The following is a 12,414-nucleotide window of genomic DNA, read 5'->3' on the forward strand; positions in this document are numbered from 1 at the left end:
CTTGAACACTTTCTAAAGTACAGGTCTCCGGCGGCCTTCGCTGCGAAGTAGAGCCCCAGAGTGTCAGTAACCTGTAGGTTATGGAATCGACGTTGCTGGTGTTGCTGTCGCTGGCACTCGGCCTCGGCGTCGGGGCTGGCTTCGTGACCCTGTTGCACGTCGCCGAACGGCACGGACGCCGCGCCAGCGAAGTGGTCAACCCAGCCGTGCCCGACGGAATCGACCAGGTGCTCGACGCCCTCGAGACCGCCGGCGTCGTGCTCGACCCGTCCAACAACGTCATCAAGACCAGCCCGGGCGCCCTCACTCTCGGTCTGGTCTGGAACCATCAGCTCGTGCATCCCGAACTGCTCGAACTCGCCCGACGAGTGCGCAGCACCGGCGAGCCGATCAGCGAAGACCTCGTGCTCTCCCGCGGCCCGTTCGGCGACGCAAGCATGCGGTTTCGGGTGCGCCTGGCCCGGCTCGGCACTCGCTACGTGCTGCTCCTGGCCGAAGACCGCACCGAAGCCTTCCGCCTCGACGAGGTGCGCCGCGACTTCGTCGCAAACATCAGCCACGAACTGAAGACCCCGATCGCCTCCGTCGGTCTGCTCGCCGAGGCGCTCGACAAGGCAGCGGATGAACCGGCGCAGGTTCGCCGCTTCGCCAACCGGTTAACGACCGAGTCGGCCAGGCTCGGCCGCCTCACCCAGGAGATCATTGAACTGTCCCGGCTGCAGGCGCAGGACGTGCTCGCCGAGCCGGAGAATCTCAGCGTCGACGACATCGTCGCCGCGGCCGTCGACCAGAGTCGGGTCGTCGCCGAGGCGGAACGCATCACCATTGTTCTGGGCAAGAAGTCTGGTGCCCACGTCTACGGCGATGAAGCCCTGCTCATCGTGGCCGTGCACAACCTGGTCGCCAACGCGGTGAACTACTCCCTCGAGGGATCGCGCGTGGGCGTTGGCGTGCGCCTGCAGAAGGGCATCGTCGAAATCACCGTCACCGATCAGGGCGTCGGAATTGCCGAGGCCGATCTGGACCGGGTCTTCGAACGGTTTTTCCGGGTCGACCAAGCCCGTTCGCGCCACACCGGCGGAACCGGACTGGGCCTGTCCATCGTCAAACACGTCGTGCAGAACCACGGCGGAGACATTCGCGTCTGGTCCCAGCCGGGCAGCGGATCCACCTTCACCATCCGTCTCCCCGAGGCGGCGCAGCCGATCGAACCCGGCCCCAAGAAGCCGCAACCAGCCGCACGTGCGGCCGCAGGAGACACACCATGACACGCATCCTTCTGGTCGAAGACGAGAGCGCGCTGAGCGAGCCGCTGAGCTTCCTGCTCGAACGTGAGGGCTACGAGGTCGTCGTGGCCGAAGACGGGCCGAGCGCGATCAGCGAATTCGACCAGAACGGCAGCGATCTCATCCTGCTCGACCTCATGCTGCCCGGAATTCCGGGCACCGAGGTGTGCCGTGAGATCCGCACCCGGTCGACGGTGCCGATCATCATGCTCACCGCCAAGGACTCCGAAATCGATATCGTCGTCGGGCTGGAACTCGGCGCCGACGACTACGTGACCAAGCCGTATTCGACGCGCGAACTCGTTGCGCGCATCCGTGCGGTGCTCCGGCGCCACGACGATCAGGGCGGCGATGACGACGACACCACGCTTGCCGCCGGCACCGTGCGCATGGACGTCGAGCGGCACGCCGTCTCAGTGTCCGGCGAACTCGTGAATATGCCGCTCAAGGAATTCGAGCTGCTCGAGTTTCTACTGCGCAACGCCGGCCGGGTGCTCACCCGCGGTCAGCTCATCGACCGGGTCTGGGGCACGGACTACTTCGGCGACACCAAGACGCTCGACGTGCACATTAAACGCATCCGTTCGCGCATCGAGGCGGTCCCGTCTGACCCGACCATGCTCGTCACCGTGCGCGGGCTCGGTTACCGCTTCGAGGCCTGAGCAGTCACGGACGGGCGGCATCCGCTTGACCAGGCGGGCAGTGGATTCGCGCACCCGCGCGCGTCCCGCCGGCCGCGCGGCGCAGGCTGCCGCAGACATAAAACAGGCCGCCGTCCCCGAGAGAATGGCGGCCAGTGTGCCGAAAAACCTACGCTGCGGGCGTCTCAGCCGGCTCGGGGGTCTCGGTCGGCGCGAGCGTCGGCAGCAGGGTCGAGTACTCACCCTGAGTGCCGGTCAGCACCGGCAACAGCAGCTCGACGCCGGTCTCTTCGCCGTACTGGAAGAACACCGGAAATAGCGAGCCGGGCTGGCTGTCCATGTTCTCGAGAATGACCGATTCTTCACCCTCGGTGCCGAACGTCACGGTTGTGTTGGCCTCGACCGGAATATCCTGCGTGACCGTGCCGGTGCTGGACTCGTACTGCACGACCAGGTTCTGCTCGGAGTCGGTCGTGTTCACGACGGACACGATCAGGTTCGCCAGTTCACCGTCGGTCGAGAGCAGCAGACCGTTGCGAATGTGGATCTCGCCAACATCACCACTGACTCCGTCGCTCGCGTTGTATTCGATCGAGGTGGCCTGCGGTGCGAAAAATCCGCATGCGCTCGTGCCCAACAGAATGCCGGCCGCCAGTACAACGGATGCAGCGATGCGCGCTCTCACAAGACCTCCATACCGAAGCAGCGTTCGACGGTGGGCCGGCGCTGCAGAATTCGCTTTGGCACTAGCTTAGCGGCGAGTCTGGGCGGTGACATGTCGTCGCCGCGCCTCGCGGGGGCGCGCGTACTTTAGCACTACCTTGATGTGGTATCCTGGTCGTTGCTGAAGGGATCCCTATGCTGTTTGAGGTTGGCGAAACTGTTGTTTATCCCCACCACGGCGCTGCGACGATCACCGAGGTGAAAACGCGCATCATCAAGGGTGAAGAGAAGCTCTACCTCAAGCTCAACGTCACGCAGGGTGATCTTACAATTGAGGTTCCCGCCGAGAACGTCGACCTGGTCGGCGTGCGCGACGTGATCGGCCAGGAGAGCCTCGACCAGGTGTTCGAAGTGCTGCGGGCACCGTTCACTGAGGAGCCCACCAACTGGTCCCGCCGGTACAAGGCCAACCTCGAGAAGCTCGCCAGCGGCGATGTCATCAAGGTATCGGAGGTCGTGCGCGACCTGTGGCGTCGTGACCAGGACCGCGGCCTGTCCGCCGGTGAGAAGCGCATGTTGGCCAAGGCCCGGCAGATCCTGATCAGCGAGTTGGCCCTGGCCGAGAAGACCGATGAAGAGCGGGCCTCCACCGTTCTGGATGAAGTCCTCGCTTCCTGATTCTTTATTTTGCTTCGTGAGGGGCGGTGCCGCGAGGTGCCGCCTTTTGCTTGTCCATCCCGCTGCATCGCCCAGATAGATACCCTCCAGATATGACTGTTCCCCTCCTGCCGCCGGCCAGCCCGCTCGACGAACCCTCACCCGATTCGCCCACCGTTGCCGTGATCATCGTCGCTGCCGGCAGCGGAATTCGTCTGGGGCACGCCGAACCTAAAGCATTCGTTTTGCTGCATATGCGCCCCCTGCTCGACCACGTCCTAGATTCCATTTTTGGAATGCGTTCGCCCGTGCAGATCATCGTTGTTGCCCCCAGCGAGCGGGTAGCGGATGCCCGCGCCATCGCCGCCGCTGCTGCGGCTCGTCACGAGTCGCCCGCGGCGGCCCTAACGATCGTCGCCGGCGGACGCACCCGCCAGGACTCCGTCGACCTGGGCGTCGCAGCCCTGCTGCCGGGTGTCGACGTGGTGCTCGTACACGATGCCGCGCGTGCTCTCACCCCCGCCAGCTTGTGCGATGCCGTCGTCGACGCCGTGCGCTCCACCGGGCACGGCATCATTCCGGGGCTCCCGGTCGTGGACACCATCAAACGGGTCGCCGCCTCCGGCGCCATCCTCGGCACCGTCGACCGATCCGAACTCTCCGCCGTCCAGACCCCGCAGGGATTTCCCCGTGCCATGCTCGCCGCTGCCCGCGCCTGGGCCGTGCAGAACGGCCGGTTCGAGGCGCTCACCGACGATGCGGCCCTTGTCGCCGACGCCGGTCACCCGGTCTCCGTCATTGCCGGCGACGCCCTCGCCTTCAAGATCACCACGCCGGAAGACCTCGACCGAGCTGACTTGATCCTGCACGCCGCCGCAACCCCGCCGCTGCTCCCGCTCCTGCCGCGCATCGGGACCGGCCTTGACGTGCACGCCTTCGCCGCCGACACTGAGCCTGACGGCACCACCGAGCTCTGGCTGGCCGGGCTGTATTGGCCGGGGGAGCGCGGCCTCAGCGGGCACAGCGACGGCGACGTCGCCTGCCACGCTATCTGCGACGCCCTGCTCGGCGCCGCCGGTCTCGGTGACATCGGCAGCGTGTTCGGCACGACTGATCCGCGGTTCAGCGGCGCCCACGGCGACGTTTTTCTCACCGAAACGGTGCGCCTGGTCGCAGCCGCCGGCTACCAGATCGGCAACGTCTCGGTGCAGATCATCGGCAACCGCCCCAAGTTCGCGCCGCGTCGGGCCGAGGCCGAAACGCGACTCGCCGGCATCCTCGCTGCACCGATCAATATCGCAGCGACCACGACCGACGCCCTCGGATTCACCGGTCGCGGCGAGGGCGTCGCGGCGACGGCCACGGCGCTGCTCTACCCGCTACCGCCCGCGGCACCAGAGCCGGGTCAGACCCCTGACCTAAACTGGGAGGTGTGACCATGCAACTGTACGATTCGAAGGCCCAGGCCTTGCGTGACTTTGTCCCCCTCGAACCGGGCCAGGTCGGAATGTACGTGTGTGGACCCACTGTGCAGTCCAGCCCTCACATCGGTCACCTGCGCAGCGCCCTGGTCTACGACCAGTTGCGCCGCTGGCTCAGCTACCGTGGACTGAACGTCACGTTCGTGCGCAACGTCACCGACATCGACGACAAAATTCTGATCAACGCCAAGGGCTCGAGCGAGCAATGGTGGGCGCTGGCCTACCGCTACGAGCTGGAGTTCACCGCGGGCTATCAGCGCCTCGGCATTCTTGCCCCCACCTACGAGCCGCGCGCGACGGCGAGCATCACCGAGATGCAGACCCTCATCGCCTCCCTGATCGAACGCGGCAACGCCTACCCGGCCGCTGACGGTTCGGCCGACGTGTATTTTTCTAGTGCGAGCTGGGCCGCCTATGGCGCGCTCACGCACCAGTCGCCGGGCAATATGGAAGCGGCAGCGGATGCTTCGCCGCGCGGCAAGCGCGACCCCCACGACTTCGCCCTGTGGAAGGCCCACAAGGAGGGCGAGCCGACCTCAGCCGCCTGGCCATCGCCGTGGGGCGTTGGTCGCCCCGGCTGGCACATCGAGTGCTCGGCTATGGCAGCCCGCTATCTCGGCGACCGGTTCGACATTCACGGCGGCGGACTCGACCTGCGGTTTCCGCACCACGAGAACGAGATGGCTCAGTCGAACGCGGCCGGCAGCGAGTTCGCGAACTACTGGGTGCACAACGGCCTGGTGAACGTGAACGGGCAGAAGATGTCCAAGTCGCTCGGCAATTCCGTGTTCGCGGCCGAACTGCTCGACCAGGCTCGCGCCATCGTCGTTCGCTATTTTCTCGGCGCGGCCCACTATCGCTCGACCATTGACTACAACGACGGGTCCCTGGCCGAGGCCGAAGCGGCCCTCGAGCGCGTCGAAAGTTTTCTCGACCGTGCAGACCGGCGCCTCGCCGGTACCCGGTTCGCCGGGAGTGGCGTCGAGGTCGTGCCCGACGAGTTCGCCGCGGCCATGGACGACGACCTTGCCGTTCCGCAGGCGCTCGGCGTGTTGCACGACACCGTGCGGGCCGGAAACGCCGCGCTGGATGCCGAAGACCTGCACGCTGCGGCATCCGCTCGCAGTGAAGTACTCGCGATGAGCGAAGTGCTGGGAATCAACCCTTTGTCGCCCGGCTGGGCCGTGGCGACGGACGAACCGGCCATGGTGGCCCTGAGTGCGTTGGTCGAGCGGCTGCTCGGCGACCGCAACCTCGCCAGGGAAAACCGCGACTACGCGGCCGCAGACCGAATCCGGGACGAACTCGTCGCCGCCGGAATTACCATCGAAGACACCCCGTCGGGTGCCCATTGGAGCTTTGACTGATGAAGAACTTAGACCGCAAATCGCGTACCGGAGCGGTGCGCAAGGGCAGCCGTGGAGCCCAAGTCGGCTCCGGCGGCCAGGGCCGTCAGGCGCTCGAGGGCAAGAAGCCCACGCCTAAGGCCGAAGACCGTCCGTATCACCCCGCGGGCAAGCGCAAGGCTGCTGCCGAGCGCTTCACCGCGGCCGGCGGCTTCAACTCCCGCCCCGCAGCGGATGCTTCCGCCAACCGCGGCGGCTCGCGCGGCGGCCCCGCTGCTCGCGGCGGTGCCCGCGGCGCATCGCAGGGCGGCCCGCAGCGCGGCACCGGCAACACCGGCGGCGGTGGCTCTTCGACCCGTCGCGCCCAGCAGATCGACGAGCACGAGATTGTCACCGGCCGTAACTCGGTGCTGGAGGCGCTGCGCGCGAAGATTCCGGCGCTGACTCTGTACATCGCGGCGCGCATCGAAATGGATGAGCGCGTTAAAGAGGTGCTGCTTATGGCGACGAGCCGCAACATCCCCATTCTCGAGGTCATGCGCCCCGAGCTTGACCGTCTCGCCGGTCGCGACGCCGTGCACCAGGGCCTCGCGCTCAAGGTTCCGGCCTACGAGTACGCGCACCCGATGGAGTTGCTCGAACTGACCATCAGCCGCGGCCATAAGCCGTTGTTCGTGGCCCTCGACGGCATCACCGACCCGCGCAACCTGGGTGCGATCATCCGTTCGACCGCTGCGTTCGGCGGCCACGGCATCATCGTTCCGCAGCGTCGCTCGGTCGGCGTCACCGCCTCAGCCTGGAAGACCAGCGCCGGCGCCGCCGCCCGAACGCCCGTCGCGATGGCGAGCAACCTGACCCAGACGCTCAAGGCCCTCAAGGCGCAGGGCGTGTTCGTGCTCGGCCTGGCCGGCGATGGCGATGTGTCGCTGCCCGACCTCGGCACCGGTTTCGCCGAGCGCCCGATCGTGATCGTCGTCGGCAGCGAGGGTAAGGGCTTGTCCCGCCTCGTCACCGAGACCTGCGACGCGATCGTCTCGATTCCGATCAGCGCCTCGACCGAGTCGCTCAACGCCGGAATCGCCGCCGGCGTCACCCTGTACGAGGTCTCCCGCCTGCGCGCCGAGATCAAGAAGGCCAAGCAGGCCGCGAAGCAGTAGCCCCTGCGCGGCAGCCCGCGCGCCCCTGCCGCCGTGTCCTTTTGCGACGGGGCCCGGGCCCGGTTCCGTAAGGTGGGCCCGGCCGGGCAAGCGGGGCGAGGTCGGCGTGCGCTCCGCGGCGGCCCGCGGCTCTCCTCCACAGCGGATGCCGCCATCCAGTTCCCACAAGTCCGCCAACTTTTCGACGCTCGAGACCCGTACCCGGTAAAAAGTAGCCATGCTTGACAGCCTGGATCTACCAAATGCCCGCAACGAGGGACTCATTCTTGCCGAATCCCTGCTCGCGTCGGGACTCACCACGCATGTCGTGCGCGCACTCCTTGCGAATGGGCAGCTGGTGCGCATCCGTCGTGGAATTTACGCCCTGGGGACGGCCTGGCGCTCCGGCCACAGCGAGGACCGATATCGACTCTTTGTACGTGCCACCGTCCTCGCGGCCGAGCAGCCGCTGCTACTCTCGCATCATTCGGCGGCGGCGGTGCTGCATGGCCTGCCCATCATCGGCCCGTGGCCGCAGGTCGTGCACGCGATCAACAATGACACCGCTGGCGGGAGCAGTGCCCGATTCACCACGAGTCATCGCAGCGTGGTCGAGCCCGAAACAGTCACGGTGAACGGATGCGCCGCCACCAGCCTTCCCCGCACCCTCATCGACGTGGCAGCCAATTCGACTTTTCTCGTCGGCGTCACGATGATGGACCACGCCCTACGAGTGGAGCAGGAGCGCGCGGAGGCGGAACGCCGGCATGGAACCCTTGGCCCCCCGCTCCTCACCAAAGACGCGCTGTATGCCGAACTCACCAGTGTGCATCCGCGGAACGGAGGCGCTCAGGCGCGCCGCGCAATTGAATTCGCGAATCCGCTCTCAGCTAACCCGGGCGAGTCCCTCAGTCGCGTTCGCATGGCCGAGTTGGGCTTCGAGATACCCGACCTTCAGGTGCGTTTTGTGGTGAAGGGGCGCGAGTACTGGGTCGACTTCTTCTGGCGCGGAGTGCGCAAGAACGGCGAGTTCGACGGAAAAATAAGTACACCCGGGGCGCCATTCTGGGGGACCGTCATCCCTCAGAAGTTGTCACCGTTGAAAAGGATCGCGAGAACCTGCTGAGACCCGGTGTCAGCAGCTTCGATCGGTGGGACTGGGACACGGCCTACTCGCCCCGCCTATTTTACGAATTCCTGACCGAGCACGACGTTCCCCGAGCCTAATCAGTCAAGCGGATGCCCGCCGCCTCACGATCCGACCTTGGCGTCAGAGTGGTGTTCTGGTGCTCCAGGCCCACCTTACGGAATGGGGCCCATGATCTATCATGGGCCCCGTTTCCGGGCTCGGGCCCGGTCGAAGAAGAGGAGGGAGCTAGACCTTGAGGGTCCAGTCGTCGGCGTCATCGGGGTCGACCGAGGTATCGTCGCCGAGCTGCACGCGGATCGGCAGCGTGATTGCGCCAGTCAGCGGGTCCAGCACGGTTGCCTCGTCGCGGCGGTGCCGCAGCACATCCTGCACATACGAGGTCACGGCCTCGGCCAGCGGAATGTCCCGCGACTGGTTCTGCGCCATGTACCAGCGGTGATCGAGCAGCTGGTGGAACACCTGCGCCCGCTCGAGCTTGCCCTGCATCTCCACGGGTATCGCCCGCACCACCGGCTCGAACACGCGCACGAGCCACTCGTGCGCGACCATTTCCTCGTCGGCGGCCGGCGAACCATACGCAGCGCGGTAGGAGTCGAGGTCGTTGAGCAGCCGACGAGCCTGGTTCTCTTCGGCATCGAGGCCGGTCAGGCGCAGCAGGCGACGCTGATGGTGGCCGGCGTCGACAACCTTGGGCTGAATCCGCACGCGCGAACCGGTCCCATCGGTCTTGATCGCGAGTTCCTCGATGTCGAAGCCGAGGTTATTGAGGCGCTCGACGCGTTCGGTGATGCGCCACCGTTCGGAACTGGAGAACGACTCGGAGCCGGTGAGCTCCTTCCAGAGCAGCCGGTAGGCCGCAACGATGCCGTTGCTGACCCGGATCGGGTCGAGTTCGTCGGCGACGCGGCCGCCGGCTTCGAGGTCCATCAATTCGCCGGCAATGTTCACCCGGGCGATTTCCAAATCGTTCTCGCGCTGGCCGTTCGACAGCCCACCGGAATACAACTGTCCGGTCTCGGCGTCGACGAGATAGGCCGCGAAGGCGCCGGCATCGCGCCGAAACAGGGTGTTCGATAGCGACACGTCGCCCCAGAAGAATCCGATCATGTGCAGCCGCACCAGCAGAACGGCGAGGGCGTCGACCAGCCGGGTGGCAGTATCCGGGCGCAGGGCGTGCGAATACAGGGCGCGATAGGGGAGTGAAAACTTGAGGTGCCGGGTGACCAGAACCGAATTCAGGGGGTCGAGGTCGGCATCCGTTCTATTGGTGATGACGGCGACCGGCTCGACACAGGGAATCTCGAGGTTGGCCAGGGTGCGCAGCATGTCGTACTCGCGCTTGGCCATCTCGCTCGTGGTCTCCTTGATGGCGACCACCCGCCCGCTCAGGTGAGCGAACCGCACCAGGTGCCGGGAAATGCCCTTGGGCAGCGAGGCGATGTTCTCGTTCGGCCAGGCGTCCAGGGGCAGATGCCACGGCAGGTCGAGCAGCGCCGGGTCGGCCGTGGCCGCGGTGATATTGAGGGAACCGCTCATAGTGTGACCCTAAGAAAAAGGCTGGAGGGAGCGAACTCCCTCCAGCCGAAAGCCAAAATACTCGAAAAGCTGACTAGTCGGTGACGGCGCCGCCGAGGCGCAGGCCGGTTTCAGCGTCGAACACGTGCAGGTGGTTCGGGGTAGCCGTGAGGTACACCGTCTCGCCGGCGTTCGGGTGCGAGCGGCCGTCGACGCGAGCGACAATGTCGGTGCGCTTGCCCTCGATCGTGGAGTGACCGTAGAGGTAGCCGTCGGCGCCGAGCTCTTCGACCAGGTCGACCTCGATCTGCAGGCCCTCGCCCGCGGTCGACGACATCTGGATGTCTTCCGGACGGATTCCCACGGTGACCTTCTTGCCGGTGGAACTGGCCAGGGTGTCGCGCTGCACGGGAACGGTCGCGGTGCCGAACTTGATGCCGCCGTCGACGGTGTCCGCGAGGAACAGATTCATCGCGGGGCTGCCGATGAAGCCGGCCACGAAGACGTTCTGCGGCTTCGCGTACAGGTCGCGGGGCGAACCTACCTGCTGCAGGATGCCGTCCTTGAGTACCGCAATCCGGTCGCCCATGGTGAGCGCCTCGGTCTGGTCGTGGGTCACGTAGACGGTCGTGACGCCGAGTCGGCGCTGCAACGAGGCGATCTGGGTACGCGTCTGCACGCGCAGCTTGGCGTCAAGGTTGGAGAGCGGCTCATCCATCAGGAACACCTGCGGCTGACGCACGATCGCGCGTCCCATAGCAACGCGCTGACGCTGACCACCGGAGAGGGCCTTCGGCTTGCGGCTGAGGTAGGGCTCCAGGTCGAGCAGCTTGGCGGCCTCGAGTACGCGGGCGGCACGCTCGTCCTTGTTGATGCCGGCGATCTTGAGCGCGAAGCCCATGTTCTCGGCGACGGTCATGTGCGGGTACAGCGCGTAGTTCTGAAAGACCATGGCGATGTCGCGGTCCTTCGGCGGAACATCCGTCACGTTGCGGTCACCGATGAGGATGTTGCCGTCGTTGACCTCTTCGAGGCCGGCGAGCATCCGCAGCGAGGTGGACTTTCCGCAGCCGGACGGGCCGACCAGAACCAGGAACTCGCCATCGGCGACCTGCAGGTCGAGCTGGTCAACAGCGGGCCTGGTGGAACCAGGGTAGAGCCGAGTTGCCTTGTCAAAGGTCACTGAAGCCATGATTATTACTCCTTCACCGGCAGGAACGTGCCGGACGATCCGTTGTGAATAGGAATTATATGCCGCACGCCGAAGCACACGACCTTTTTATTATTGCACGACGGATGCCTCGCTGCCGGTTTTCGCCCGCCCGCCCCGTTTGGTCGATTCCCAGTCAGGGGATCTACTATTCGAAAGGTGCGCTAACGCGCGCGCTCACTTCTCGAAAGCGATCTTTATGACTATTGGCGGACCCAGCGACAGCAGTCCCTCAAAAAACCGACGCCGTGACGCGGCCCGCATCAAGGCCAAGCAGCTGCGCGTCAGCCAGAAGAAGAAGGACCGCCGCAACAAGGTCTTCCTGCAGGGCGGAATCGGCATCGCGGGCATCGCCATCGTCGTGCTCGTTGCCGTCATCATCGTCAATTCGATCAAACCGGCCGGTCCCGGCCCCAGGAACATGGCGAGCGATGGCGTCCTCATCGGCGAAGGCATGATCACGGCCCTCACCCCGGCGCTGCAGCCCGACGCCGCAGCTCGGCCCTCCGAACCCGATCCCACCGGTGCCGTCGCCAACATTCGCGTCTACCTGGACTACCTCTGCCCGTTCTGTGCGGACTTCGAAGCAGCCAATACCGAGCAGATCGCCGAGTGGGTCGACTCCGGTGCCGCCACCATCGAAATTCACCCGGTGTCGATTCTCAAGAGCAAGTCCGCCGGCACCAAATACTCCCTGCGAGCCGCCAACGCTGCAGCTTGCGTCGCCAACTACTCGCCCGATGACTTCTTCGACTTCAACTCGGCGCTGTTCGTTGACCAGCCCGAGGAAAACAAGCCCGGCCGCAGCAACGATGAGCTCAAGGCCGTGGTCAAGGATTCCGGAGTGCGCACCGCGCTCTCCAGCATCAACACCTGCATCGACGACGGAACCTTCGAGTCCTGGGTTCAGGCCGCCACCGACCGATCCCTCGACGGTCCGATCGCCAACTCGTCGATCAAGGCCATCACCGGCACCCCGACCGTTCTGGTCAATGGCAAGCCCTACACCGGCTCGCTCGATGACCCCAAGGAATTCGCCTCCTTCGTGCAGCAGGCCCTCGGCGAGACCTACTCGACCTCGACGCCGACCCCCACCCCGACACCCGCCGGGTAGCTATTAAGCGGATGCTGCTGCTCGCGCCGTTGCATCCGCTTCGCCTGGCCGATGGCGGCAAAGGCGCGGGAATCATTTAGGATGGTCTTTCGAGGCCCTGGTCTCATGCCGGCCTGGCGCAATTGGTAGCGCACCACTCTTGTAAAGTGGGGGTTACGGGTTCAAGTCCCGTGGCCGGCCCTCTCAACCCTTACTCCCCACTGGGATGTAGGGGT

The 12,414-nt window shown here is 65.6% G+C and carries 11 protein-coding genes and 1 tRNA gene; 9 read left to right on the top strand and 3 right to left on the bottom strand.

The window, feature by feature from the left end; translation table 11 throughout:
• The first annotated feature begins 80 nt into the window (after positions 1-80).
• Both E3T41_RS11955 and E3T41_RS11960 read left to right on the top strand, forming a co-directional pair.
• Positions 81-1,268 (top strand): cell wall metabolism sensor histidine kinase WalK, encoded by a 1,188-nt coding sequence (locus tag E3T41_RS11955; protein ID WP_092451115.1) that lies wholly within the window; start codon positions 81-83, stop codon positions 1,266-1,268.
• Positions 1,265-1,948, top strand: coding sequence for a response regulator transcription factor (locus E3T41_RS11960; protein ID WP_092451113.1), 684 nt, complete (start codon positions 1,265-1,267; stop codon positions 1,946-1,948). The genes E3T41_RS11955 and E3T41_RS11960 overlap by 4 nt, the downstream gene beginning before the upstream one ends.
• 148 nt (positions 1,949-2,096) lie before the next feature.
• Here the strand turns inward: E3T41_RS11960 and E3T41_RS11965 are convergent, their stop codons facing one another.
• Positions 2,097-2,612, bottom strand: a complete 516-nt coding sequence (locus E3T41_RS11965) for a hypothetical protein (protein WP_092451111.1) — start codon at positions 2,610-2,612, stop codon at positions 2,097-2,099.
• Positions 2,613-2,785: 173 nt separating this feature from the next.
• On the opposite strand from E3T41_RS11965, the gene E3T41_RS11970 reads away from it, so the two are divergent.
• The 5 genes from E3T41_RS11970 (at position 2,786) to E3T41_RS11990 (ending at position 8,336) form a co-directional block, all read left to right on the top strand.
• Entirely contained in the window at positions 2,786-3,268 is a 483-nt protein-coding gene (locus tag E3T41_RS11970; RefSeq protein ID WP_134478759.1) for a CarD family transcriptional regulator, read from the top strand.
• Between the two features lie 92 nt (positions 3,269-3,360).
• Positions 3,361-4,683 (top strand): 2-C-methyl-D-erythritol 4-phosphate cytidylyltransferase, encoded by a 1,323-nt coding sequence (gene ispD, locus E3T41_RS11975; protein WP_134478761.1) that lies wholly within the window; start codon positions 3,361-3,363, stop codon positions 4,681-4,683.
• On the top strand, positions 4,680-6,095 hold the full coding sequence (cysS, locus tag E3T41_RS11980) for a cysteine--tRNA ligase (RefSeq protein ID WP_134478763.1): 1,416 nt from the start codon (positions 4,680-4,682) through the stop codon (positions 6,093-6,095). The genes ispD and cysS overlap by 4 nt, the downstream gene beginning before the upstream one ends.
• The gene (gene rlmB, locus E3T41_RS11985; RefSeq protein WP_092451103.1) at positions 6,095-7,231 is read left to right on the top strand and encodes a 23S rRNA (guanosine(2251)-2'-O)-methyltransferase RlmB; all 1,137 of its coding nucleotides are present in this window, start codon (positions 6,095-6,097) and stop codon (positions 7,229-7,231) included. Before cysS ends, rlmB begins: the two co-directional genes overlap by 1 nt.
• Before the next feature lie 217 nt (positions 7,232-7,448).
• Positions 7,449-8,336: a type IV toxin-antitoxin system AbiEi family antitoxin domain-containing protein gene (locus E3T41_RS11990; RefSeq protein WP_134478765.1), complete on the top strand. Its 888-nt coding sequence runs from the start codon at positions 7,449-7,451 to the stop codon at positions 8,334-8,336.
• Positions 8,337-8,585: 249 nt separating this feature from the next.
• On the opposite strand, the gene E3T41_RS11995 is transcribed toward E3T41_RS11990, so the two are convergent.
• Together E3T41_RS11995 and E3T41_RS12000 are read right to left on the bottom strand one after the other, a co-directional pair.
• Complete coding sequence (locus E3T41_RS11995; RefSeq protein ID WP_092451099.1) at positions 8,586-9,896, bottom strand: DUF4032 domain-containing protein; 1,311 nt, start codon at positions 9,894-9,896, stop codon at positions 8,586-8,588.
• Between the two features lie 73 nt (positions 9,897-9,969).
• Positions 9,970-11,067 carry an ABC transporter ATP-binding protein gene (locus E3T41_RS12000; protein ID WP_092451097.1) on the bottom strand — a complete coding sequence of 366 codons (1,098 nt, stop codon included), beginning with the start codon at positions 11,065-11,067 and terminating at the stop codon, positions 9,970-9,972.
• 217 nt (positions 11,068-11,284) lie between these two features.
• On the opposite strand from E3T41_RS12000, the gene E3T41_RS12005 reads away from it, so the two are divergent.
• Both E3T41_RS12005 and E3T41_RS12010 read left to right on the top strand, forming a co-directional pair.
• Positions 11,285-12,199 carry a thioredoxin domain-containing protein gene (locus E3T41_RS12005; RefSeq protein WP_092451095.1) on the top strand — a complete coding sequence of 305 codons (915 nt, stop codon included), beginning with the start codon at positions 11,285-11,287 and terminating at the stop codon, positions 12,197-12,199.
• A gap of 107 nt (positions 12,200-12,306) precedes the next feature.
• Positions 12,307-12,379: transfer RNA gene (locus E3T41_RS12010), tRNA-Thr, on the top strand.
• Positions 12,380-12,414: the final 35 nt, after the last annotated feature.

The sequence above is a fragment of the Cryobacterium sp. Hh38 genome, from assembly GCF_004403235.1.
In the GTDB taxonomy this organism is placed as follows: Bacteria; Actinomycetota; Actinomycetes; order Actinomycetales; family Microbacteriaceae; genus Cryobacterium; species Cryobacterium levicorallinum.